Source organism: Cobetia sp. SIMBA_158 (genome assembly GCF_046566945.1).
Classification (GTDB): domain Bacteria; phylum Pseudomonadota; class Gammaproteobacteria; order Pseudomonadales; family Halomonadaceae; genus Cobetia; species Cobetia amphilecti.
Map to the genome: position 1 here is coordinate 1 of NZ_JAWJYL010000457.1, position 266 is coordinate 266.

Consider the following 266-nt stretch of genomic DNA (forward strand, 5'->3'; position numbering starts at 1 on the left):
GCGAAAAAAGAAATAGAAAGAGGACAGCAGCTTGATGGCTCAAGTGTAGATACAAAAGCAGATGATTATAAGCCACCATTGTATGTGGCGGATGGAGAAGATGTGGAAAGAACAGATCAAAAAGAAACGGGTGCAAGTGCTTCTAATCTATTACCAAAAGTGGATATTGAAAGAAGCGAACAAGCGACTAAAGATCAACTTGCAGAGGAAAGTCGTAATAAGACAAATGTTTCTAATCAAACACCAAAAGTTGATATAGAACGAAG

General features: G+C 38.0%; 1 protein-coding gene. It reads left to right on the forward strand.

Annotated features, from left to right (window positions below; genetic code table 11):
* Positions 1–266 (forward strand): hypothetical protein (locus tag R2R70_RS20660; RefSeq protein WP_410979000.1); only part of this gene is annotated, 266 nt, incomplete at both ends.